The organism is Bifidobacterium minimum (assembly GCF_000741645.1).
Lineage (GTDB): Bacteria > Actinomycetota > Actinomycetes > Actinomycetales > Bifidobacteriaceae > Bifidobacterium > Bifidobacterium minimum.
The window spans coordinates 593,003-614,131 of sequence record NZ_JGZD01000009.1 but is presented as its reverse complement, the minus strand read 5'-3'; the positions used below and the strand labels follow the sequence as shown (position 1 = coordinate 614,131).

The 21,129-nt window shown below is 62.4% G+C and carries 20 protein-coding genes, 1 tRNA gene and 1 pseudogene; 7 read left to right on the top strand and 15 right to left on the bottom strand.

Annotation, left to right across the window (positions count from 1 at the left end):
* The first annotated feature begins 68 nt into the window (after positions 1 to 68).
* The 7 genes from BMIN_RS06355 (at position 69) to BMIN_RS06325 (ending at position 8,247) form a co-directional block, all read left to right on the top strand.
* Positions 69 to 142, top strand: a tRNA-Pro gene (locus BMIN_RS06355).
* Positions 143 to 304: 162 nt separating this feature from the next.
* Positions 305 to 1,732, top strand: a complete 1,428-nt coding sequence (locus BMIN_RS06350) for a UTP--glucose-1-phosphate uridylyltransferase (RefSeq protein ID WP_022860647.1) — start codon at positions 305 to 307, stop codon at positions 1,730 to 1,732.
* 214 nt (positions 1,733 to 1,946) lie between these two features.
* Complete coding sequence (locus tag BMIN_RS06345) at positions 1,947 to 3,881, top strand: helix-turn-helix transcriptional regulator (RefSeq protein ID WP_022860646.1); 1,935 nt, start codon at positions 1,947 to 1,949, stop codon at positions 3,879 to 3,881.
* Between the two features lie 23 nt (positions 3,882 to 3,904).
* The gene (locus BMIN_RS06340; protein WP_022860645.1) at positions 3,905 to 4,336 is read left to right on the top strand and encodes a hypothetical protein; all 432 of its coding nucleotides are present in this window, start codon (positions 3,905 to 3,907) and stop codon (positions 4,334 to 4,336) included.
* 21 nt (positions 4,337 to 4,357) lie between these two features.
* A complete protein-coding gene (locus BMIN_RS06335; RefSeq protein ID WP_022860644.1) occupies positions 4,358 to 6,889 on the top strand; it encodes a DEAD/DEAH box helicase in 2,532 nt (843 codons plus the stop codon).
* Positions 6,890 to 7,043: 154 nt separating this feature from the next.
* Complete coding sequence (locus BMIN_RS06330; RefSeq protein WP_026647332.1) at positions 7,044 to 7,391, top strand: RNA polymerase-binding protein RbpA; 348 nt, start codon at positions 7,044 to 7,046, stop codon at positions 7,389 to 7,391.
* Between the two features lie 127 nt (positions 7,392 to 7,518).
* Positions 7,519 to 8,247, top strand: a complete 729-nt coding sequence (locus tag BMIN_RS06325) for an HAD hydrolase-like protein (RefSeq protein ID WP_022860642.1) — start codon at positions 7,519 to 7,521, stop codon at positions 8,245 to 8,247.
* Between the two features lie 388 nt (positions 8,248 to 8,635).
* Here BMIN_RS06325 and BMIN_RS06320 read toward each other — a convergent pair whose 3' ends face one another.
* The 15 genes and pseudogenes from BMIN_RS06320 to hisI all read right to left on the bottom strand — a co-directional run bounded on the left by BMIN_RS06320 (position 8,636) and on the right by hisI (position 20,983).
* Complete coding sequence (locus BMIN_RS06320; protein WP_022860641.1) at positions 8,636 to 9,037, bottom strand: hypothetical protein; 402 nt, start codon at positions 9,035 to 9,037, stop codon at positions 8,636 to 8,638.
* 16 nt (positions 9,038 to 9,053) lie between these two features.
* Complete coding sequence (locus BMIN_RS06315; RefSeq protein ID WP_022860640.1) at positions 9,054 to 9,728, bottom strand: MerR family transcriptional regulator; 675 nt, start codon at positions 9,726 to 9,728, stop codon at positions 9,054 to 9,056.
* A 104-nt stretch (positions 9,729 to 9,832) separates the two neighbouring features.
* Positions 9,833 to 10,270: an FHA domain-containing protein gene (locus BMIN_RS06310; RefSeq protein WP_026647329.1), complete on the bottom strand. Its 438-nt coding sequence runs from the start codon at positions 10,268 to 10,270 to the stop codon at positions 9,833 to 9,835.
* Between the two features lie 5 nt (positions 10,271 to 10,275).
* Complete coding sequence (locus BMIN_RS06305; RefSeq protein ID WP_022860638.1) at positions 10,276 to 11,103, bottom strand: DUF881 domain-containing protein; 828 nt, start codon at positions 11,101 to 11,103, stop codon at positions 10,276 to 10,278.
* Positions 11,104 to 11,109: 6 nt separating this feature from the next.
* On the bottom strand, positions 11,110 to 11,442 hold the full coding sequence (locus tag BMIN_RS06300) for a small basic family protein (protein ID WP_022860637.1): 333 nt from the start codon (positions 11,440 to 11,442) through the stop codon (positions 11,110 to 11,112).
* On the bottom strand, positions 11,442 to 12,413 hold the full coding sequence (locus BMIN_RS06295; RefSeq protein WP_022860636.1) for a DUF881 domain-containing protein: 972 nt from the start codon (positions 12,411 to 12,413) through the stop codon (positions 11,442 to 11,444). Before BMIN_RS06295 ends, BMIN_RS06300 begins: the two co-directional genes overlap by 1 nt.
* A gap of 4 nt (positions 12,414 to 12,417) precedes the next feature.
* The gene (locus BMIN_RS06290) at positions 12,418 to 13,023 is read right to left on the bottom strand and encodes a CDP-alcohol phosphatidyltransferase family protein (protein WP_022860635.1); all 606 of its coding nucleotides are present in this window, start codon (positions 13,021 to 13,023) and stop codon (positions 12,418 to 12,420) included.
* Between the two features lie 8 nt (positions 13,024 to 13,031).
* Positions 13,032 to 13,883 (bottom strand): ATP phosphoribosyltransferase, encoded by an 852-nt coding sequence (hisG, locus tag BMIN_RS06285; protein ID WP_022860634.1) that lies wholly within the window; start codon positions 13,881 to 13,883, stop codon positions 13,032 to 13,034.
* 58 nt (positions 13,884 to 13,941) lie between these two features.
* Positions 13,942 to 14,205 carry a phosphoribosyl-ATP diphosphatase gene (locus tag BMIN_RS06280; protein ID WP_022860633.1) on the bottom strand — a complete coding sequence of 88 codons (264 nt, stop codon included), beginning with the start codon at positions 14,203 to 14,205 and terminating at the stop codon, positions 13,942 to 13,944.
* A gap of 34 nt (positions 14,206 to 14,239) precedes the next feature.
* Positions 14,240 to 14,905, bottom strand: a complete 666-nt coding sequence (rpe, locus tag BMIN_RS06275) for a ribulose-phosphate 3-epimerase (RefSeq protein WP_026647328.1) — start codon at positions 14,903 to 14,905, stop codon at positions 14,240 to 14,242.
* Positions 14,906 to 14,953: 48 nt separating this feature from the next.
* Positions 14,954 to 15,844: a prolipoprotein diacylglyceryl transferase gene (gene lgt / locus BMIN_RS06270; RefSeq protein WP_022860631.1), complete on the bottom strand. Its 891-nt coding sequence runs from the start codon at positions 15,842 to 15,844 to the stop codon at positions 14,954 to 14,956.
* Positions 15,845 to 15,918: 74 nt separating this feature from the next.
* Entirely contained in the window at positions 15,919 to 16,791 is an 873-nt protein-coding gene (gene trpA, locus BMIN_RS06265; protein ID WP_026647327.1) for a tryptophan synthase subunit alpha, read from the bottom strand.
* Between the two features lie 4 nt (positions 16,792 to 16,795).
* A pseudogene (gene trpB / locus BMIN_RS06260) lies at positions 16,796 to 18,888 on the bottom strand (tryptophan synthase subunit beta).
* A gap of 110 nt (positions 18,889 to 18,998) precedes the next feature.
* On the bottom strand, positions 18,999 to 20,555 hold the full coding sequence (gene trpE, locus BMIN_RS06255; RefSeq protein WP_022860628.1) for an anthranilate synthase component I: 1,557 nt from the start codon (positions 20,553 to 20,555) through the stop codon (positions 18,999 to 19,001).
* Positions 20,552 to 20,983 carry a phosphoribosyl-AMP cyclohydrolase gene (hisI, locus tag BMIN_RS06250; RefSeq protein WP_026647326.1) on the bottom strand — a complete coding sequence of 144 codons (432 nt, stop codon included), beginning with the start codon at positions 20,981 to 20,983 and terminating at the stop codon, positions 20,552 to 20,554. Before hisI ends, trpE begins: the two co-directional genes overlap by 4 nt.
* Between the last annotated feature and the right edge of the window lie 146 nt (positions 20,984 to 21,129).

Below are 21,129 nucleotides of genomic sequence, written 5' to 3'. Positions count from 1 at the left end.
AAATGACGCGCAGTTGAGGAACGACCGCAATTGTGCTAGTATCTCCTCTCGGTGCCTCGTGCACTGTTCGGGCCGTAGCGCAGTTTGGTAGCGCACTTGACTGGGGGTCAAGGGGTCGCGGGTTCAAATCCCGCCGGCCCGACATTGACGAATGACCGGCGTGATCGCGCCGGTCATTCGCGTATACGACGCAAAGGAACTCCATGATGATCTGCCGCGGTCTGCAATCACCCGCCGCCATCCGTGGGTAGCCCTGTGGGTAGCCACTAGGTAGCCACGAACGAGAAGAAGGAGAGGAGTCCACATGTCCGACGAATTCGAGAAGTCTGCGGACACGATGCGTGACGCCGGAATGAGTGAGACCGCCATCTCACAATTCAGGAGGATGTACGACGTCTGGCGCTCCGGGAACGAAGGAACGGTGATAGCCAAGGACGACGTCGAGCCCCTCACCGACGTTCCCAGCTTCCATGACGTCTACGGAACCATAGACCATGAAAAGGCCGTCCAGGCCTTCCGCAAAACCGCGTTTCTCAAACTCAACGGCGGTCTGGGAACCTCGATGGGCCTCGAACAGGCCAAGTCGCTGCTGCCGGTGCGGCGGCACAAGGCCCGGCAGATGAGATTCCTCGACATCATCCTCGGTCAGGTGATCACCGCGCGGTCACGTCTCGACGTGCCTCTTCCCGTGACTTTCATGAACTCCTTCCGCACGTCCAGGGATACGATGCGCAGAATCTCCCGGAATCGCCATTTCTCGCAGAACACCGTCCCTCTCGAGATCATTCAGCATCGGGAGCCCAAAATCGTCGAGGAAACCGGTCTCCCCGTCTCGTCCACGGCCGACGACCGGCTCGGGTGGTGCCCGCCAGGGCACGGCGATCTCTTCTCGACGATATGGGAATCCGGTCTTCTGGACATTCTCCTGGATCAGGGAATGTCCTACCTCTTCATCTCGAACTCCGACAATCTGGGGGCACGCCCCTCACGGACCCTGGCCCAGTACTTCGAGAACACCGGAGCGCCATTCATGGCCGAGGTGGCGATCAGAACGGAATCGGACCGCAAGGGCGGACACCTTGTCCGCGATCGCAGGACGGGTCGTCTCCTCCTGCGCGAGATGACCCAGGTGCGCGATCAGGACAAGGCGTACGCGCAGGACATCTCGCGGCATCCGTACTTCAACACGAACAGCATGTGGATCAGAATCGACGCGTTGAAGAAGAAGCTCGAGGAGTACCACGGAGTTCTTCCCCTTCCCGTCATCGTCAACCACAAGACCGTCGATCCCACCGACCCGACCTCGCAGAAAGTAGTCCAGCTGGAGACCGCCATGGGAGCCGCGATGGCGCTGTTCGACGGCGCCATCAGCGTACAGGTCGACAGGATGCGCTTCCTGCCCGTGAAGACCACCGATGATCTCTTCCTCATGCGATCCGATCGCTTCCATCTCACGGATTCGTTCGAGATGGAGGATGGCGACTACAATCTGCCCAACGTCAAGCTGGACGACCGGTACTATCGCAACATCTCGGATTTCGACGAGCGCTTCCCCTACGACGTTCCATCCCTCGCGGCCGCACGGTCGGTCACGATCGACGGCGACTGGACGTTCGGACGCAACGTCGTCATGTACGGGGACGCCCATCTCGACGATCCGGGACATCCCAGCTACGTTCCCGACGGCCAATTCGTCGGTCCGCAGGGCATCGAGCCCGACAACTGGGTGTGACCGTCGCCGGTCTGGTCGCACACCGACGGGCCAGACCGGTGAATCCGCCGACGGCGTACGTCGTAGTGACGCGCTGGACGATATGAAATCACCCGGAAAAACGCCAGTGCCGGAGAAATGGCGCGACGCCGCGTAAAAAAAGCTCTACTATGGAATATAGTGCGTTCACACAAGGAACGCGATGTAAGGAAACGTTAACGATACGTGAGGACCAATGGCAGAGGGAAGCAGTGGAAGGCGGCGTTTTTCCGACAAATGGGGAAAGCATGAACTTGATGTTCTGGCCGTCCTATCATCGGCCTTCCCGCAGTGGCTCACCTCAAGACAGATCGCCCAGCGCGTGAAGGCCTATGCCGACTCCTATGGGGAACTGGCCGATCAGGCGGCCAAGGCCGCCTTCGCCAAACAGTTCCAACGCGATCGTGCGAAGCTGGCCGCGATGGGCATCGCCATCGAGTCGCGTCAGCCGGAGTACTCGTCGAAGTCCGAAGGACAAGATTTCGCATCGTATCGTCTTCAGCTCGGCGACGAGCCCCGCGTGCGTCTTCGCTTCGAACAGGAGGATCTTCCCATCCTCGCTGCGGCGAACTATCTCGCCCGGTCCATGTCCATCTCGTCGCGCACATCCCAGGAGTCGGTGGAGAGACGGTCCTCACGAACAACCCCACGGGTCCCGCAGACACCGGCCCCGGGCCTCGGCCTCGATTCCATCGCACCCGGTCTGGGAACGCAGACGATTCCCGACGCTCTGGTCAAGGTGATCGATTCACGTCGCTTCGCCGCAACCGTGGATGTGGACGGGGAGCATCTCAACGTGGCCTACGCCGATTCGGACGATCTGGCCATGTTCGTCCTCGAGCATCCGGGGGCCTCCATCGTCAACCCGCAGGAAGCCGTCGACGCCTTCCACCGTCGTCTCACCTCCGCGGTCACCATCACGCTCGCCGACACCAGCGAGGGCGACGAGGGGGACACCGTGGTGTCTCCGACGATCAGCCGTCAGGGCGACGAAGGGGATGCCCCCCAACAGCAGACGTCCGCCCATAAGAACGCCGCCGCCTTCCAGACGGGCAGCGAGGTCGACAGACGGCTGCGTCTGATGCTCTTCCTCTCCGCCCATCTTGGCGAGGAGTTCTCTCTGGCGGAGCTCGCCGAGCGTTTCATCGGTCCGACCAGAACGCCCGAGGAGACTCGTCGCGCCGTGGCTGCGATACACAAGGACATCAACACGCTGACGACCGTGTCCGACGACGGCGAGATGGCCGGAAGCCAGTTCTTCGACATCGATTGGTCGCTTCTGGATTCCGAGGGAATCGTCTCGGCGACCAATTCTCTGGGGTTGGAGCGTCTGGCCGGAATCTCCCAGCAGTATCTCAGCATGCTGACCGCATCCGCCAGCTATCTGGCCCATGCCCCGCTTCTTCCCGATAGGCAGCGCTCCCAGGCGGAGTCCCTCTATCTGCGCCTGCGGCAGCACGTGCGTCCCGGCGAGACCCCATGGCTGAGTCTGACGGGGTATGAGCTTGAGCCACGCAGCTTCTCCGTCGTCAAACAGGCCATCGACACGGCCTCCCTTCTGGACATGGAGTACACGGATGGAGCCGGCCGCACGCGGCGCAAGCTCGTCGCGCCGGCGAAGATATTCGTGGACGAGGGCGTCTATTATGCCGCAGTATGGACCGATGTGGCGCAGGCCGCCCCGGAGGACAAGATCCCCCTCGTCTCCACGGATATGACCATCAACCGCGCCAACGGTCTTCCCCGCATCTGGCAGGTCCTACGAATCGCCAGGATCGAGCATGCGGAGCTTGTGACCCCTACGACCAGCCTGCAGATCCCCGACGTTCCGGTGGGCGAGCTGCGCAAATGGAGCTTCGACAACGGAACCGCGGCGGTGTTCATCACGGACCATGGCGGATTGCCCTTCATCTCGACCCTGCCCGGAGCCCGGGTGGAGAAGTATGGGGAGGGGGAGAAGGTCCATCTCACGGTGTCCTCGGACTCCTGGTTCGTGGCCTTCTGCATCTCGCATGCGCGGCATATCGTATCGGTGGCTCCGCAGACCCTTCGGACCATGATCGTGGCACGGGCCCAGCGCGAGCTGAGCGTCGGGCAGCAGGACGCGTCCGCGGCATCCGACGTCGACTAGGGAACGGGAAAAGGAGATTCACCATGACATGGTGGATGTGGCTGGTTCTGATCATCGCCGCGATTGCTATCTTTGTCGCCGGATGCGTCTACGCCGTCCTCCGCGGGCTGTCCGCGTTGCGGTCGATGGGCGGAACCGTCTCGGCCATCTCATCGGCCGTCGACGCCATGAACGATCCGGGCGCGGCCACGGATGCCGGCCATACCGCATCCTTCGCTCTTCCCTTGTCGCAGGTGGCACGCCGATACGAGGATACCCGGATCGACATCGAACGTCGACGTGCTCGGAACCATATGATGCATCGCCGCATATGGCGGAACTGGGACCGCACATCCATCCCGGAGTCCCTCACGGACACCGGTTTCGAACCCTCCTCGGCGCCGATGCCCATGGATCGCGCGTCGACCCGGAAGGCCTCCACTGTGTCCGATGCGCGCGATGGACGACACCAGTAGGGGAGAGGACCCACCAGGACCATGACAGCATCGCCTGCCGAAAGATATAGGTCATTCATCAGACGCCAACGTCACGACGCCACGCTATCCGGACGATTTGCGAAATCATTCCCCTTTGATCTGGACGATTTCCAGATCAACGCCAACGACGCGCTGGAATCGGGTTCCAACGTTCTGGTGGCGGCGCCCACCGGGGCAGGGAAAACCATCATTGCCGATTTCGCGGTGTACCTCGCCCGACATCGGGGCGTGAAGGCCTTCTACACGACGCCGATCAAGGCGTTGAGCAACCAGAAGTACCATGACCTCGTCGATACGTATGGCCAGGAGTCGGTCGGGCTTCTCACCGGGGACACCGCAGTCAACCCCGATGCCGGAATCGTCGTCATGACAACCGAGGTCCTGCGCAACATGCTCTATGAGCGATCCTCGTCACTGGACTCTCTGGGGTACGTCATCCTCGACGAGGTCCACTATCTCGCCGACCGTTTCCGCGGCCCCGTCTGGGAGGAGGTGATCATCCATCTCCCCTCAGCCGTACGCATCGTCGCGTTGTCCGCGACGGTCTCCAACGTCGAGGATTTCTCGGGATGGATATCCTCGGTGCGGGGTGACACGGCACTCATCGTCTCCGAACACCGTCCCGTCCCCCTGGAACAGCATGTCCTCATCCAGCAGGACGACGCCCACGAACCCGAGCTCATCGACCTCTACAAAAGAACGGCGAGAGGGGAGCAGACTCACGAGCTCAACCCCTGGCTACCGCGTCAGCTGGAACGACTTGACCGTCAGGCCACGGAACGCCGTCCGTGGAGCAGATCCGATCGGTCCCGTCATGGAGCACATGGCGGAGGACGCGATACCGTCCATCGTCACACCCCCCGCCGCTGGGCCGTGGTCGATGAGCTTGACTTCCTGGATCTTCTGCCCGGAATCTACTTCATCTTCTCCCGCACCGGATGCGACAAGGCCGTGGAGCAGTGCCTTTCCGCCGGACTCAAGCTGACGACGGACGACGAATCGGAGAGAATCCGTCGGATCGTCGACGACATGGTTGACGGGCAGCTTTCGCACGAGGATCTCAGGGCTCTTGGCTTCCCCCGTTTCAGATTCGCGGTGGAGGCGGGATTCGCCCCGCATCATGCGGGAATGATCGCTCTGTTCCGCCAGATCGTCGAGCGCCTCTTCGAGATGGGCCTCGTGCGCATGGTGTTCGCGACGGAAACCTTGGCTCTGGGCGTGAACATGCCCGCCCGCTGCGTCGTCATCGAGAGGCTCGAGAAATACGATGGAACCGGGCATGTCGCGCTCACTCCCGGAGAATTCACGCAGCTGACCGGACGCGCGGGCCGGCGCGGCGTCGATTCGATAGGGCATGCGGTCGTGGTCGACCATGAGCGCTTCCTCCCCTCGACGATGGCCGCGCTGTCGAGCACGCGCGTCTACCCGTTGCATTCGAGTTTCCGTCCGACCTTCAACATGGCGGTCAACCTGCTCAACTACAGCGACTATTCCACGGCGCGCTCGACCCTGGACCACTGTTTTGCCCAGTGGGAGGCCAACCGTTCGGCGGAGGCGTTGGAGGCCCGCATCAATCGCCTTGGCGACGCCATCGCATCGTACAAGAAGGCCTTCGCATGTTCGCACGGGGATTTCCGCGACTATATGGAGATACGACGGGATCTCAGCACGGCGCAGAAGGACGACCGACGCGCCCTCAAACGCCGGGCGTTCCGGACGGATGCGGAACGCTCGGAGGCCTTCCGCCGTCTGGACGAACGTATCGCCACGCTCAAACGCCGCGAGCACGACCACCCCTGCCGTTCCTGTCCCGATCTGGATCGGCATCTGGTATGGGGGCACCGCTGGATCCGAGAGTCGCGCGAGCTCGATCGGGCCACCGAGGCGTACGACAACCGAACCGGATCCGTCGCCCACGAATTCGACAGCATATGCGATGTCCTGGAGTCCCTGGGCTACGTGCATCGGTCGATCAGGGGCGCGCGCGCATCGCTGCGGCTGACTCCCAAGGGGGACATGCTGCGTCGGCTCTATAGCGAGCGCGATCTTCTGCTAGCCGAGTTGATGACGCGTGGCGTGTTCGATCGACTGGGGTACCGTGAGCTCGCCGCCGTGGTATCGTCCCTGATCTACGAGCCCCGCCGGAGTGGTGACGGTGAGCCGCGTCGTTTTCCGGGCGGCGACGACGGCCCCGTGTCCAGAACCAGCAAAGGGATTATGGATGTCTGGGGAGAAGTAGATTCCCTATGCGTCGATCACGGGCTTGATAAGTCGCTGCCGGTGGACTTCTCGATATGCGACATCGTCTATGACTGGACCGGGGGAGCGCCTCTGTCTATGGTGCTGGAGCACAGCGACATCACCGGAGGGGATTTCGTCAGATCCATGAAGCGCTTGTCGGATCTTCTGGGCCAGATGCTCGAGGCGTGCGGCTCCGGTTCCGGGCTCATCCCCGCCATGGACCCCGCAATAATCCGTCAGGCACGCGACCGCGTGAACAGGGGAGTGGTGGCGTATTCCGGCGTCGATTGACATGGCCGCATTCCCATCGTTCTCAGCCTGCGAGAACGATGGGAAGAACGTCGACGTCCGAAGTGTTCGATACCTTGGACAATGGTATTGTATGTGCGGCAGCGATGCATGGTTCGCATGTTTCGCATCGGCCGCGACAAGGAAGGCAGACAAGATGGCGGAGCGCAGCCTGCGCGGTATGAGCATCGGGGCCAAGTCGTTGGAATCCGACGACAACGTTGATTTCGCGGCACGCACGGAGGTGTCGTTCATTTGTCCGAAGGGCCACCGGACCATCCTTCCCTTTGCCGAAGGCGCGGAGATTCCCAACGAGTGGGAGTGCCGCTGCGGGTCGACGGCGCATCGCGAGGACGAATCCAATGAGGTCGCCGACGATATCGTCAAGCCGACCAGAACCCATTGGGACATGCTTCTGGAACGACGCAGCGAGGATGAGCTGAAGGCGCTGCTCGACAAGCGTCTGGCCATGCATCATGACGGGTGGATCCCCGACTACGAGTAGGAGGAGACCGTCCTCGGCGCAAACCTTCGATGGAATGCGACGCATACGGCAAAAGCAAGCGGTGGAACGATATCCCCATAGCCGACCTGATCATAGGCCGGCTTAATACAAGGAAGCACCACGAACCATGGCATTGTCTCCGATCACACACCAGCGGCGCATCGTCCTTTTGGATCTTGACGGTACTCTCACGAAGTCCGACCCTGGAATCATCGCCAGCGCGCGGAAGGCCATGCAGAGGATCGGCGTGCCGGTCCCCGACATGGCGGAGATGCGCAGATTCATCGGTCCCGCGATCAGCGAGTCGATGCGGCGCAACAACGTCCCCGAGGATCGTCTTGACGAAGCCGTCGCCATATACCGCCGATACTATTCCGACGAGGCCGTGTTCGAGGATCCACTGCACCCGGGGCACAAGGTTCCGGGCTGTCTGGCCAACTCCGTGTATCCCGGAATCCCCGAGCAGCTTCGACGCCTTCGCGAGCAGGGGTTCGTTCTTGCCGTCGCCACATGCAAACCCGAATATCAGGCCAGACCGATTTGCGAGCATTTCGGTCTGGATCGTCTCGTCGATGGGATATATGGCGCCAGCCGGGACTCGTCGCGCATCACGAAGGATCGGGTCATTAGCTACGCCTTCGATATGATGTCATTCGATAAGGCCTCCGGGGACAGGGCGTTGATGGTCGGAGATCGTTGGACGGACGCCGATGGCGCGCGCCTTTGCGGTCTGGATTGCCTGGGCTGCGGATGGGGATATGCGGAGTCCGGCGAACTGCACGACCATGGCGCGTATCGGATCATCGCCGGGGTCAATGAGCTGTCTGCGGCCGTGAGCGAGTATTTCCGATCGTAGGCATTTCCACGTAGACATTTTCGTAGGCATTTCCCAAGCTCGCGTATTCCGCTCGCATGTTCCGCTCATGAATTTCGCGGCGTGAGTGTATTCCCTGATATGGGCTCCGGTGGGATGGGCTCCGCCGTTCCGTCCTGGACATTCGTGATTGGACATTCGTTACGCCGGTCTGAACGTCCGATGCGCGCTCCTCTTTCCTTGCAAAGTCAATCGCCGATAATGCACGTTATGTCAGATTCGATAATCACGAGCGCTCCCCGTCGCCGATTCCACCCCGTCCCATCCGCTGCGCACGACAACGATGCGTTCGGCAACGCTCGGCTGAGACCGGCGGCGATCAGCTGCGTCCGATCCGCACACGTCGCCGATGACACCGCCGGCGTGAACGTCATCGGCGACGTGAAGGATCGGTACCCTTCGGATGCAGGCGTCGGTCCATCTCACCATGCATCGCATGAACCGCATGCACATAGAGAAGCGCCAGTTGTATTCCGACCGCGGCAACCGCCACGCAGGCCGAGACCAGTCCGACCGATCGATACCACGCGTCAACGTCCGCCGATAGGTCCGGACGGACAAGAAGATACACGGCATACGACGAGGCGAAGACGATCGCCGAGACGAGATGCAGCAGCACCATCGCCCACGGCACGGGACGCACTTCGCTGATCCGCGAACGAGCGGACGGCGAAACGGCACCCGCGACGACGCAGAACGCGCCGACGGCAAGTCCGGAGGTGAAGCCGAATATCCATAATCCCAACGGCAGAAAAGCCATCACCACGCTCATACGGTCGATGCCGTCCTCAGGCGGCCTCACGAGCCGCATGACGGGCGGCAAGCTCGCGACGCATGCGGACCTCGGCCAACTGGTCCACCGGCCGCGGTGCCACGCCCACCGTCGCCTGAGGGGCGCTACTCAGATCGACGTAGTCCTCATCCTGCAACGCCACACGGATCTGGTTCCACAACGACCCCACCGACACGGCGAAGACGGCGGCCCCGGTACCGAGGAAATCCACCATATCCCCACCGGAAACGCATTCATGGACGCGCTGCCCGTCGCACATGATGGTGATGCGTCCCAGCTCATCGACGGTCCTCTGCGATAGGAAACCGATAGCCGCGGTGACGTTCTGAAGGTTGATTCCGGCATCCAGAAGCCGTTTGGAGACCGCAAGGATGACGACGTCCTTGAAGGAGTACAACCGCCTGGAGCCGGATCCATGCGACGGAGTGATCGACGGCTCCAGAATGCGTTTCCTCGCCCAGTAGTCGAGCTGGCGGTAGGTTATGCCGGCGGCCTTGGACGCCACGGTTCCACGGTATCCCCTCGTGGGTCTCTCATCCTCAACGGTTCCTGAGAACAGCTCCCCCTGCACGGCGTCGTCTCCTGACAGATCGTCGCGTTGGTCGAGAGGGATGTGCAGTCTCAGATCCGGATTCGTGTGATTCGTCGTGGCATGGCGTGACTTGGACATCAATGGAACTTCCTGTGTGTTGTGAGCGGAGTCGGCGGACGAATCCCGTGGCATCGGGAACAGGCCCGTCACATCCACGATAATGGCTAACGCTTCAAAACGCGTCAGCGCGCGGGTTTCGATTGTGTGAAGAAAACGAGTCGAAATTTGCCGATCATGATCTCGTCACCATTGTGCAGCTCCCGGACGTCGACCCTATGGCGGTTGACGTAGGTCCCATTGAGGCTTCCCGAATCGGAGACTGTGAACGCGTCTCCCACACGTCTGAACACCGCGTGGGCCCGGGAGACGGTGGAATCATCCAGAAGAATGTCGGCATGGGGATCACGCCCCACCGTGGTCTCGTCCTGATCCAGAAGATACCGCGATCCCGACACCGCGCCACGGGTCGAGATCAACAGACCCGTTCCCGGCGCCAGACGGGATATCGTGTCAATATCCTCTGCCGTCAACGGCCTGTCCCCCGTCATCGTCACGGGAATGGTTATCGCAGGCATACCGATTATCGTGGTTTCACCAGCTGAAGGAATGGGATCTGTCATGCGCACTATTCTACAGTCTTCGCATACGTGAATTGGCGGCTCTGCCGAATCTCGTCGATGACGACGCTGGAGGATGAGGTCACCTTGACCGTGGCGCCGAATTTGACCTCCAGACGGGATCCCACTCCCCCGGCTATGCTCACCGCATTCTGGAGGTTCTGCGGATCGCCGATCGCCCGTATGACATACGGCGTCGTCAGGAGGATGCCGTCGCACTCCAGTCCGTCGTCCGTGTCCGCGACATAGGACGAGGTGACGATCCTCACGCTGTTGAAGGCCATGACCTCGGCGCCCGCATTGCGCAGCTCCTCGATCAGCTGGAACATGGTGGCGGCATCGATCGAGGCTTTGCTCCCCTGCTTGATGGTGATGACGACGCCCTTCCCCTTCGCGGCAAGACGCCCCGAAAGGATACCGTTCGTCTCCTCGTTCTGCTTGGCGATCTTCTCGGCCTCCTTCTGCTTGTCGACGGCGGCCTTCAGTGATTGGAGCTGGGTGTTGAGCTCGATTTTACGCTGCTCCAGATTCTGTATCTGGGTGCTCGTCTCGGTGATCAGCCGCGTAAGCTCCTCCTCGCTCATCGTCTCGTAGGTCGAGGTCTCATTGTTGAGCTGTATGGCATATCCGAATCCCAGCATGGCACAGAGCACCATGATGAGCAGACTCGTCAGAAGTCTGCCGCCCACGGAGGAATCGCCGATCGACGGGATCCTTCTGCGTCGCCTGATGACGGGGAACGAACCGGTCTGGGTGCTGTCGTTCTCGGCGTCGTGCTCGCGGCGTCGCGACTCATCGCGTATGACGTCATCCGGTTGGGATCGATTATGCTTCATCGCAGGTCACCCGTGGAAGATGAAGCGACGGAGGGCCGACACGTTGGAGAAGATCCTGATGCCGAGCACGACGATCACGGCCGTCTGCAGCTGGGATCCCACGCCAAGCTGGTTTCCGAGGAGAACCAGCAGCGCCGCCGTGATCACATTGGAGACGAAGGAGATCACGAAGACCTTGTCGGAGAAGCTGCGTTCGAAATAGGCGCGCCCGGCGCCCAGAAGCGCGTCGATCGCGGCGACGACCATGATCGGAAGATACGGCTGCAGAAGGACGGGGATATCCGGACGCACGAATATGCCGAGAACGATTCCTATGATCAGTCCCAGTACAGCGGCCATTAGTCCCTCCTCGTGGCAAAGGTGACGTCACCGAAGCCCGCAGCGTCCATGGTAAGCGATGATGACTTGTCCACATGCGGCGTAATGCCGGCCTTCGCAAAAGCCGCATACAAATCGTGCTGCGTGCTGGAGCTGACGGCGGACGCCAGAGTCGAGGGATTGCCGATGGCCTCGATCCTATAGGGACTCTGCACCCCGTTGACCCCGACGAGGATGGTCTGCCCGGCGGTGCGCACCGACGTCTGGACTCCGATCCGGTATCCGTTGATGGATATCGCCTCGGCTCCGGCCTGCCACAGGATGGACACGAAGGTCTGCAGATCCGAGTCGGTGACGACTCTGAGCTGCGAGGTTCCTACTCGCGTGGATGCGCCATCATCGGCCGCGGCAAGCGGATTGGCTATGGTCAGGGTGATGCCCTTCCCCGTGACGGGAACGAGCCCGTTGACCAGCTCGTCCTCGGTCAGCGTCTCGTCCTGCTGGTTGCTACCCAGTTTCTTGGACTGGCTGTCCACGCGTGATCTCAGCTGCGAGACCTCGGTGTCAAGGCCATTGAGGGTGTCCGTCTGCTGCTCGAGCTCCGCGGCCAGACTCATTCTGACCTCCTTTCGCGGATCCGTGTTCAGCTGACGCACGAAGGCGCTGCCGAACAGTCCCACGCCGACGCATATGAGGAATACGACCGTCCGAGTCAACCATACGGTCAGGGGTGGGCGTGCCGCGGGCGCGAGCAGGGAATCGACGAACATCGGATCCACCGAGCGGTTCGTCAGATCGTCGATAAGCCGCAGAGATGAGTCCCGCGCATGGCGCCGGGGAACCGGGGAACGGCCACCCGCCGTGTCCGGACCGGAAACATGGTGGGGCCCCAGCCCCCACGCCTGACGCGAGAAAACGGCCCGGCGCCTCAGCAGGGCCCTGTCGGGCTCGACAGGAAGACTGATGGGTTCCGGACCGCCGTCACGTTCCATAACATCAACCCCGGCACTTTATGAGGGTGACGCCCTGCCAGGCGTAGAGGACCCCCGCGAGCCAGTAGAGCGCTATCCCCCAGATGAACACGGCGAGGGCTATCGTCCGCAGCACCAGACCGCTGACGCCGACCAGCATATCGGCGACGATAAGCGTGACGATGGACGTCATCAACAGCGCCGTCCCCGTTTTCCCCACGAAATGGACGGGAAGGGGACCATAGTCATGCTGCGCCAGAACAAGGATCTCGACGGCCATCAGGCAATCGCGCAGTCCCACGACCAGAAGCATCCACCACGGTATGATCCCCGCGAGGCCGAGTGCGAGAATGCTGCAGAATATCAGCAGGCGATCGGCCACCGGATCGAGAATCTGTCCGATGCGGCTGACCTGGTCGAACGAACGCGCGATGATCCCATCCACGCCATCGGATGCGGCGGATATCCCCATCACGACCAGCGCCGGAATCATGTCATGCTTCGCTATCAGCGCCGCGATGAAGGGTATGGACATGATCCGCAGGATGCTGATGAGATTGGGGATGGTCAGATAGATGTCCCGGGGCTCCGAGCCATACCCGTTTCCCTTGTCGCTGCTTCCACCACGCATCGCGCTGATCAGATCCTTGACGCCTGAAGCGCGGTGACGATGATCCCACGCGCGCCGACATCATACAGTCTGTCCATCAGCAGGTTGACTCTGTCCCTGGGGACCATCACGCGGACCGCGGACCATTGCTTGTCATGCAGCGGCGAAATCGTCGGGCTCTCGAAACCGGGTGTCACCGCGACGGCCTCGGACACCTTGGACACCGGTATGTCGTAATCCATGATGACGTACCTCTGGGCGGTCAGAACGCCCTGAAGACGCCTTTGCAGGATCACCAGACGGTCGTCGTCCGAACCAAGACGCGGCGAACGAATCATAATCGCCTCCGAACGCAGAATGGGATCGCCGAATACGCGCAGACCCGCATTGCGCAGAGTGGTGCCCGTGGACACCACATCGGCGATGAGGTCGGCGACGCCGAGCTGCACCGACGACTCCACCGCCCCGTCAAGATGGATGATGTCGGCGTGGACGCCATGGGCGGCCAGATAATCGTCGACGAGACGGTCATATGAGCTGGCGACGCGCTTGCCGTCGATATCCTCCATGGTGCTGATGGACGAGTCGGCGGGAGCGGCGAAGCGGAAGGTCGACGCTCCGAACCCCAACGGCATCTGTTCCAGTGCGGTCGTCCCCGAATTCAGCAGAAGATCGCGTCCCGTGATCCCCACGTCGATGGTCCCGCGACCCACATAGACCGCGATGTCCAACGGACGCAGATAGAACAGCTCGACGTCGTTGTCCTCATCATGGACGACCAGTTGACGGGGGTTGCTGCGCAAACGGTAGCCGGCCTCCCCGAGCATCGACCACGCCGGCTCCGACAGCATGCCCTTGTTCGGTACGGCGATTCTCAGCATTCTTCTCTCCTCGCATCCCTACCTGAGCCCGCGCTCATATTCCCTTTGTTCCCTGCGCCTACAGATTCCTGTAGACGTCTTCCATCGTGATGCCACGGTCGATCATCATGACCTGAAGATGATAGATCAGCTGGCTCATCTCCTCGGCCGTGCGGTCGGCGCCTTCGTATTCGGCGGCGATCCACGTCTCCCCCGCCTCCTCGACGATTTTCTTGCCGATGAAGTGGGTCCCCTTGGCGAGCTCGCCGACCGTCAGGGACTCCGGATCCTGCCGAGACGCCTTCTCGCTCAGCTCCGCGAACAACGATTCAAAGGTCTTCATTCCGTCACCTTTCGTATGGTGGTCAATGTCCCGGTCATGCGCGATACGCCGCCTGCGCGGTCCGACGTATGTCCGCTATGGCCGTCCGGGGATCTCCGGAGCCGTACACGGCGGAACCCGCCACGAGAACATCCGCCCCCGCCTGAGCCACGACGGACGCCGTGGACGCGCTCACCCCGCCGTCCACCTGGATGCTGGTGGACAGTCCGCGTCGCGTGATCTCGTCACGAAGCCGGCGGACCTTGCCCATCTGGTTGTCCAGGAACTTCTGACCGCCGAAACCGGGCTCAACCGTCATGACGAGGATCATGTCGAACTCGTCGAGGATGTCGAAAATCGGTTCGACCGGCTCCGCAGGACGCACCGCGAAGCAGGCCTTGCATCCCATATCGTGCAGTTGACGGGCAAGTCTGACGGGGGCATGGGCGGCGCCCATGTGGAAGCTCACGGACGCGGCGCCGAGACGCGCGTACTCGGGGGCCCATCTGTCGGGATCCTCGATCATGAGATGCACGTCGACCGGAAGATCGGTGACCTCGCAGATGCGTTTGACGATCGGCTCCCCCAGGGTGAGGTTCGGGACGAAATGATGGTCCATCACGTCGACGTGGACCAGATCGGCGGTGGCGATGGCGTCAAGGTCGCGCTGAAGATTGCAGAAATCAGCCGAGAGTATGCTGGGTGCGATTCGAATTGTCATGATGCCCATTCTATGAAGTGCGACAGACCGACGGGTACGGGGACGGCATCAGTCACGGACCTCCGTCGCGGTGACGGCCCTCAGCCGCGCCTCCGACGACTCCACCGTCGCGCCGATGCGCTGGACCACGATGAAGGCTATGGCGCCCAGCACGAAAACCATCATCGCCACCCAGACGTTGATCCGCACACCCAGAAACTCATGGGCATAGTCGATCCGGAGCGTCTCGATCCATCCGCGTCCGAGGGTGTACCACATGACGTACACGGTAAAAAGCGATCCGGCCTTCAGATACGCCGCGGCGCGCCGTCCCAGCCAGACAAGCAGCGCGGCGCCGATGAGGTTCCAGATCATCTCGTACAGGAACGTGGGCTGGAACAGCGTGCCCGTCGGGCAGGTCGTCCCGCTGTAGCACTTCTCCCCCGATCCGATGGCCGTTCCCGCCGTGTTGAGCTTCAGACCCCAGGGAAGGGTGGTGGGGGCGCCGTAAAGCTCCTGATTGAACCAGTTCCCCAGACGGCCTATGGCCTGCGCCACGAGCAGCGCCGGAGCGACGCTGTCAACGAGCAGATCCACAGGATAATGCTTGTGCCGGCACCATCCCCACGCTGCCAATCCACCCAGCAGGATCGCACCCCAGATGCCCAGTCCGCCGTGCCATATGCGGAACATCTCGACCCAATCGCCGTCGGGACCGAAGAATCGTTCAGGCGTGGTGATGATGTGGTAGATCCGTGCGCCTATGATGCCCGCCGGAACCGCGCATAGCGCTATGTCCAGTATCTGGTCGAAATCACCGCCATGACGAGACCATCTCCTCGACGTGATGGCCACGGCGGCGACGATCCCCGCCAGCATGCACAAGGCGTAGATGTGAATGGTCACGGGTCCGATGGTGAACTGCGATATCGATGGTGAGGGGATGTACGCCAATGTCATGTGCCAAGCAGCCTTTCCGTTGATGACCCTGCGCGTCCCCGTCGTGGCGCCCGTTCGCCCACGTCCTCATAGGACTAGGACCGTGCGGAGCGCACCCCACGAGCGATGTCGCGTGTCGTCCGTGCCAGCCTGTCCAGCCGGTCGGGCGCAACACCCACCTTACCGCCATCCGCGTCGAAAAGCGTGTGGACCAGCGCCGAGCCGACGATGACGCCGTCCGCATAGCCGCCGACCTGCGCCGCCTGGCTCGCGGTCGACACGCCGATTCCGACGCATACGCGTTCCGCGCCGGACTGCCTGGTTCGTTCCACAAGTCGTTCCGGCGAACTGGACAACGTCGCCCTTTCGCCCGTGACCCCCATACGGGAGGCCGCATATACGAATCCGCGGGATGCATGAGCCGCCAAGGCGAGCCGGTCGTCCGTGGAGTCCGGCGATACCAGAAAGATCCGATCGAGTCCATGCCTCTGCGAGGCCTCGACCCATTCGTCCGCCTCGTCGGGAATGAGATCCGGGGTGATGAGCCCCGCGCCGCCGGCATGTTCGAAATCATCCGCGAAGCGCTCGACGCCGTAGTTCATGATCAGATTCCAGTAGCTCATGACCAATGGCACGGCACCCGCCGCGGCCACCACGCGCACCGCGTCGAAGACGCCGGACATCCTCTCGCCCGACTCGATGGCGGTCTGGGCGGCGGCCTGGATGACGGGACCGTCCATAACGGGATCGGAGTATGGCAGGCCGATCTCGACCGCATCCACACCGTTCTCCACCATGATCCTGAATGCCTCGAGTGAGGTCTGCGGATCGGGGAAGCCGTAGGGAAGGTATCCGATGAAGGCCGGACGGTTCTCCCCATCCAGCCGTGAGAACAGCTCTCCCATGGCGCTAGGCCTATGACTCATACCCAGAGGCTGTCCCGAAGTCGTCACTGTCGAATCCATCATTGCCTCATTCCCCCTCGACGCTGGTTCCGTGGGCGCCGTTGGCGTCAAGCGCACGGCTCTGGTCGTCCGTGAGATACCCGAACCACCGACCCGCAGTCGCCACGTCCTTGTCACCCCGGCCCGAGATGTTGACGATCATCACGGGTTCGGTGATGCCCCGCTCGCGCAGATCCGCCGCGGCCTTGTACGCTCCCGCCACGGCATGGGCGCTTTCTATCGCGGGGATGATTCCCTCGGTCTCGCAGAGGTCCTTGAAAGCCGACATGGCTTCGTCATCGGTGGCCCATGAGTATCTCACCCGTCCCAGCTCCTTGAGCCATGCGTGCTCGGGTCCCACGGAGGCGTAATCCAGTCCCGCGGAGATCGAATAGGTATCCCGCGTCTGTCCCTCGTCGTTCTCGAGCAGATAGGACTTCGTCCCCTGGAAGACACCAAGCCGGCCCGTCCCCGGAGCGAAGCGAATCGCATGCTCTCCGGATTCGGGACCGTGTCCTCCGGCCTCGAACCCATACAGACTGACGCGCGGATCATCGAGGAAGGCGTTCATGACGCCGATGGCGTTGGAGCCGCCGCCGACGCACGCGCAGATCGCATCGGGATGGTCGATGCCATAGTCCTCACGAAGCTGATGCTGGACCTCTTCGCCGATGACCTTCTGGAAATCCCTCACCATGGTGGGGAAGGGATGCGGCCCGGCCACGGTTCCCAGAAGGTAGTGGGTGTCCTCGACGTTCGTCACCCAATCTCGAAGCGCCTCGTTGATGGCGTCCTTGAGTATCCTCGTCCCCTGGGTGACCTCGACGACCTCGGCCCCAAGCAGCCTCATTCTGGCGACGTTCAGGGCCTGCCTGCGAGCATCGATCTGCCCCATGTATATCCGGCACTTCAGCCCCATAAGCGCGCACACCGTCGCCGTCGCCACGCCATGCTGGCCTGCCCCGGTCTCGGCGATGACCCTGTGCTTGCCCATCCTCCTGACCAGAAGAGCCTGCCCCAGCGCGTTGTTGATCTTATGCGCGCCGGTATGGTTGAGATCCTCGCGCTTGAGGAACACCCGCGCATGGATGCCGGCCCTGTCGTTCACCCGTTCGGCGAACCGAGGCGCCTCGGTCAGCGGGGAGGGGCGCCCGACGTATCGCCTGCTCAGATCCGCGAACTCGCGATGGAAATCGGGATCCCTTTTGGCCTCGTCGTAGACATGCTCCAACTCGTCCAAAGCCCCGACAAGGGCCTCGGGAACGTATCTCCCGCCGAAACGTCCGAAGTACGGCCCCTCATGTGAGCTCAGCGGCATCCGCACCGAGGCCTTGACGCGACGCCCCGCCGCGACGAGACGCGCCACGCGTCGGCATGGTCGTCCACAGTCGCCACCCCTTCGCCGACGAGGACGGCGTCGGCGCCCGCACGCGCGTAATCCTCCAACTCGACGCCGCCGAACACGCCCGACTCGGCCACCTTGATGACATCGTCGGGAAGGTTCGCCGCCAACTCGCGGTATCTGCCGACATCCACATGAAGATCCTTGAGATTACGCGCATTGATGCCGATCACATGGGCTCCGGCATCGATGGCCCTTGCGATCTCCTCGCGGGTGTGGGTCTCCACCAACGCGGTCATGCCCAGACGGTGGGCCAATTCGAGAAGGCGCCGAAGAGTCGGATCGTCCAGCGCGGCGACGATCAGCAGGACCATGTCGGCGCCATGCGCCCTGGCCTCCCATATCTGATAGTCGGTCGCGATGAAGTCCTTGCGCAGGACGGGAATCGAGACGGCGGAGCGGACCGCGTCGACATCGGCCAACGACCCCAGGAAGCGGCGTCCCTCCGTCAGAACCGACACGGCGCTTGCCCCGCCGCGCTCATACTCGCGTGCCAGAGCCGCGGGATCGGGGATGTCGCACAGCCTGCCCTTCGACGGCGATGCCCTTTTGATCTCGGCGATTATGGGGACTTCCGCGTCACGGCGAAGCCACTTGCGCGCGTCCTTCGCGGCAGGCGCCCGCCTGGCGGCCTCCCGAAGCTCCTCGATCGGCACCGCGCTCTCCCTGGAACGCTGATCCTCCAGAGCTCCAGCCATCAAATCATCGAGTACTGACACAGTCTCTTCCCTCCATTGAGCGACAATCGCCACTGTACGTGGGACGTGCCGGCTCAGGTTGCCGATAATCAGATTCCGGACGCAGTCAGCGCCCTATGCAGGTCGATTCCCTACAGATTGCGCAGCCGTGCGGCTATCTGCACCGCCTCGACGCTTGCCTCCGCCTTGTTGCGCGTCTCCTGCCACTCATTGCCGGGAACGGAGTCAAGAACGATTCCCGCTCCCGCCTGCACCGAAGCCTCATGGTCCCGCAGGAAGGCCGTGCGGATGGCTATGGCCATGTCGAGGTTTCCGGAGAAATCGAAGTACCCGACGGTTCCTCCGTATATCCCCCTGTCAGATGGCTCAAGCTCATCGATGATGTCGACCGCTCGCGGTTTGGGCGCGCCCGACAGTGTCCCCGCCGGGAAGGCCGCGGCGAAGACGTCGAACGAACTGACGCCGGGCGAGAGACGACCCGTGACAGTGGAGCAGATATGCATGATGTGGCTGAAGCGCTTGATGTCCATCAGCGACACGACCTCGATGCTGTCGGGGACGCAGACACGGCTCAGATCATTGCGCGACAGATCGACGAGCATGATGTGCTCGCTGCGCTCCTTGGGGTCGGACAGGAGCTCCCGCGCCAGCCTCTCGTCCTCCTCCGGGGTCGCCCCGCGCGGCCGCGATCCCGCGATGGGGAACGTCATCGCATGCCCGTCATCGACTTTGATCAGAGTTTCGGGGCTTGATCCGATGATGGAGAAGTCCCGTCCCATCGCGTCCGTCAGCGAGAAGAAGTACATATAGGGACTCGGATTCAGTGTGCGCAGCACACGATAGACGTCGAAGGGATCGGACGGGGAGTCGATGTCAAGCCGCTGCGAAATCACCACTTGGAAGACGTCGCCGTCCACGATATGACGTTTGGCCCTGTCGACGGACCGCTCATACTCCGCCTTCGCCGTGCGGAACCTCAGCTCCGGTGTGGGAGCGTCCCCATCGAGGACGCTGACGCTGGTCTCACCGGGAACCGACGACGAAGCCAGAACCTGCATCCGGTCCAGTCTCTCCACGGCGTCATCGTAGGCCTTGTCGGCCCGGGTCGGTCTGTCGTCGACGTTAACCGCGTTGGCTATCAGCCACACGGATCCCGAAACATGATCGACGACGGCCATATCGGTGGCCAGAGACAGGGCCACGTCGGGCTGGCCCGTTTCGTCAGGCGCGGTCGCGCTGACGGAGGGCTCCCAATGCCGTATGGCGTCCCATCCCACGGAGCCGACCAGACCACCGGTGAGGTTGGGGAGCCCGAGCACCCGGGGGGCGCGCAGCACCTTCAGCGCCGCATGGGCCACATCGATGACGTCGCCTTCCTCCGGTATCCCCGACGGCACGGTTCCCAGCCAATCCGCCCGTCCATCGCGCGAACGCAGCTGAGCCATGGAGCGAACGCCGATGAAGCTGTATCGGCTCCACGATCCCCCGTATTCCGCCGATTCAAGGATGAACGTCCCGCTGCGACCGCCCGCCAGACGCCGGTACAGGCCCACCGGCGTCAGCGAATCGGCGAGGAGCCTGCGGACTATCGGAATAACGCGGTACCCCTCGTCGGCAAGCCCGTGGAAGGTGTCCCGGGTCGGCCATGTCTGGCCCCATTGCAGACCGTCGACGGAGCAGTCGATCATCGCGCCGTCACCTCCAGTCCATCCCGCTCGCCCACCACCGCGGGAAGCGGACCACCCGCATCGAAACAGGACCGACTTCCGGTATGGCATGCGGCCCCGATCTGATCCACCTCTACCAGCAGGGCGTCGCCATCGCAGTCCAGGGACACGGCCTTGACGAACTGGACATGGCCGGAGGTGTCACCTTTGCGCCAGTACTCCTGACGGGAGCGGGACCAGAACGTCACGCGGCCCGTCGTCAGCGTCCTGCGCAGAGCCTCATCGTTCATATAGCCCACCATTAGCACCTCCCTGCTGTCGTACTGCTGGACCACCGCGGCCACAAGCCCCCGGTCGTCCCTTTTGAGGCGCCGTGCGACCGCGGGATCAAGGCGCTCCCCCTCCGCGCCCGACAGGCGTCCGGCGTCGTTCCCGGTCCCATCGCTCATGCCAGCATCGCCACGCGTCACACCCATCGTCTCTCCACCTTCCACATCTCCATCGCTTCACCCTGTACCATCGCTTCACCCCGTACCATCCGCTCCACCCCGTACCATCGTCTCGTCCCATGCCGCGTCACGCGCGCCATGACTCG

Bases quoted from the DNA above. Each gene is read 5' to 3' on its own strand.
- rpe (WP_026647328.1), bottom strand. From the start codon at position 14,905: ATGACAATTCGAATCGCACCCAGCATACTCTCGGCTGATTTCTGCAAT.
- hisI (WP_026647326.1), bottom strand. From the start codon at position 20,983: ATGAGCGATGGGACCGGGAACGACGCCGGACGCCTGTCGGGCGCGGAG.
- lgt (WP_022860631.1), bottom strand. From the start codon at position 15,844: ATGACATTGGCGTACATCCCCTCACCATCGATATCGCAGTTCACCATC.
- BMIN_RS06320 (WP_022860641.1), bottom strand. From the start codon at position 9,037: ATGAGCGTGGTGATGGCTTTTCTGCCGTTGGGATTATGGATATTCGGC.
- BMIN_RS06310 (WP_026647329.1), bottom strand. From the start codon at position 10,270: ATGACAGATCCCATTCCTTCAGCTGGTGAAACCACGATAATCGGTATG.
- BMIN_RS06330 (WP_026647332.1), top strand. From the start codon at position 7,044: ATGGCGGAGCGCAGCCTGCGCGGTATGAGCATCGGGGCCAAGTCGTTG.
- BMIN_RS06335 (WP_022860644.1), top strand. From the start codon at position 4,358: ATGACAGCATCGCCTGCCGAAAGATATAGGTCATTCATCAGACGCCAA.
- BMIN_RS06315 (WP_022860640.1), bottom strand. From the start codon at position 9,728: ATGTCCAAGTCACGCCATGCCACGACGAATCACACGAATCCGGATCTG.
- BMIN_RS06345 (WP_022860646.1), top strand. From the start codon at position 1,947: ATGGCAGAGGGAAGCAGTGGAAGGCGGCGTTTTTCCGACAAATGGGGA.
- trpE (WP_022860628.1), bottom strand. From the start codon at position 20,555: ATGATCGACTGCTCCGTCGACGGTCTGCAATGGGGCCAGACATGGCCG.
- BMIN_RS06305 (WP_022860638.1), bottom strand. From the start codon at position 11,103: ATGAAGCATAATCGATCCCAACCGGATGACGTCATACGCGATGAGTCG.
- BMIN_RS06290 (WP_022860635.1), bottom strand. From the start codon at position 13,023: ATGCGTGGTGGAAGCAGCGACAAGGGAAACGGGTATGGCTCGGAGCCC.
- trpA (WP_026647327.1), bottom strand. From the start codon at position 16,791: ATGATGGATTCGACAGTGACGACTTCGGGACAGCCTCTGGGTATGAGT.
- hisG (WP_022860634.1), bottom strand. From the start codon at position 13,883: ATGCTGAGAATCGCCGTACCGAACAAGGGCATGCTGTCGGAGCCGGCG.
- BMIN_RS06295 (WP_022860636.1), bottom strand. From the start codon at position 12,413: ATGGAACGTGACGGCGGTCCGGAACCCATCAGTCTTCCTGTCGAGCCC.
- BMIN_RS06325 (WP_022860642.1), top strand. From the start codon at position 7,519: ATGGCATTGTCTCCGATCACACACCAGCGGCGCATCGTCCTTTTGGAT.
- BMIN_RS06350 (WP_022860647.1), top strand. From the start codon at position 305: ATGTCCGACGAATTCGAGAAGTCTGCGGACACGATGCGTGACGCCGGA.
- BMIN_RS06280 (WP_022860633.1), bottom strand. From the start codon at position 14,205: ATGAAGACCTTTGAATCGTTGTTCGCGGAGCTGAGCGAGAAGGCGTCT.
- BMIN_RS06300 (WP_022860637.1), bottom strand. From the start codon at position 11,442: ATGGCCGCTGTACTGGGACTGATCATAGGAATCGTTCTCGGCATATTC.
- BMIN_RS06340 (WP_022860645.1), top strand. From the start codon at position 3,905: ATGACATGGTGGATGTGGCTGGTTCTGATCATCGCCGCGATTGCTATC.